Origin of the sequence: Azohydromonas sediminis, assembly GCF_003574675.1 — a bacterium.
GTDB lineage: Bacteria > Pseudomonadota > Gammaproteobacteria > Burkholderiales > Burkholderiaceae_C > Calidifontimicrobium > Calidifontimicrobium sediminis.
In genome coordinates this window covers 1-506 of record NZ_QOAZ01000123.1, presented here as the reverse complement: position 1 = coordinate 506, position 506 = coordinate 1, and the positions used below count along the sequence as shown (strand labels likewise).

The window sequence follows — 506 nt, the reverse complement described above, 5'->3', positions numbered from 1 at the left end:
CCGGCGTCGGCGACGCGGCGGATGTTGTCGGCCTTGATGCCACCGTCGACCTCGAGCCGGATGTCGCGCCCGCTCGCGTCGATGAGCCTGCGCGCGCGCTCGGTCTTGCGCAGCGCGCTGTCGATGAACGACTGTCCGCCGAAGCCCGGGTTGACGCTCATGATCAGCACGAGGTCGACCTTGTCGATCACCCACTCGAGCACGTCCAGCGGCGTGGCCGGGTTGAACACGAGGCCGGCGGCGCAGCCCTTCGAGCGGATCAGCTGCAGCGTGCGGTCGACGTGCGTGCTGGCGTCGGGGTGGAAGCTGATGAGGTCGGCGCCGGCGTCGGCGAACGCGGTGGCCAGCGCGTCGACGGGCTGCACCATCAGGTGCACGTCCAGCGGCACCTTGGTGCCGTCGGGCTTGATGCAGTGCGGCTTGAGCGCGGCGGCGACCATCGGGCCGATCGTCAGGTTCGGCACGTAATGGTTGTCCATCACGTCGAAGTGGATCCAGTCGGCGCC

1 protein-coding gene is annotated in these 506 nt (G+C 69.4%); it reads right to left on the bottom strand.

Translation table 11 applies throughout. The features are described from left to right. Positions 1-506 (bottom strand): ribulose-phosphate 3-epimerase (gene rpe / locus DRV96_RS17920; RefSeq protein WP_119293634.1); only part of this gene is annotated, 506 nt, incomplete at both ends.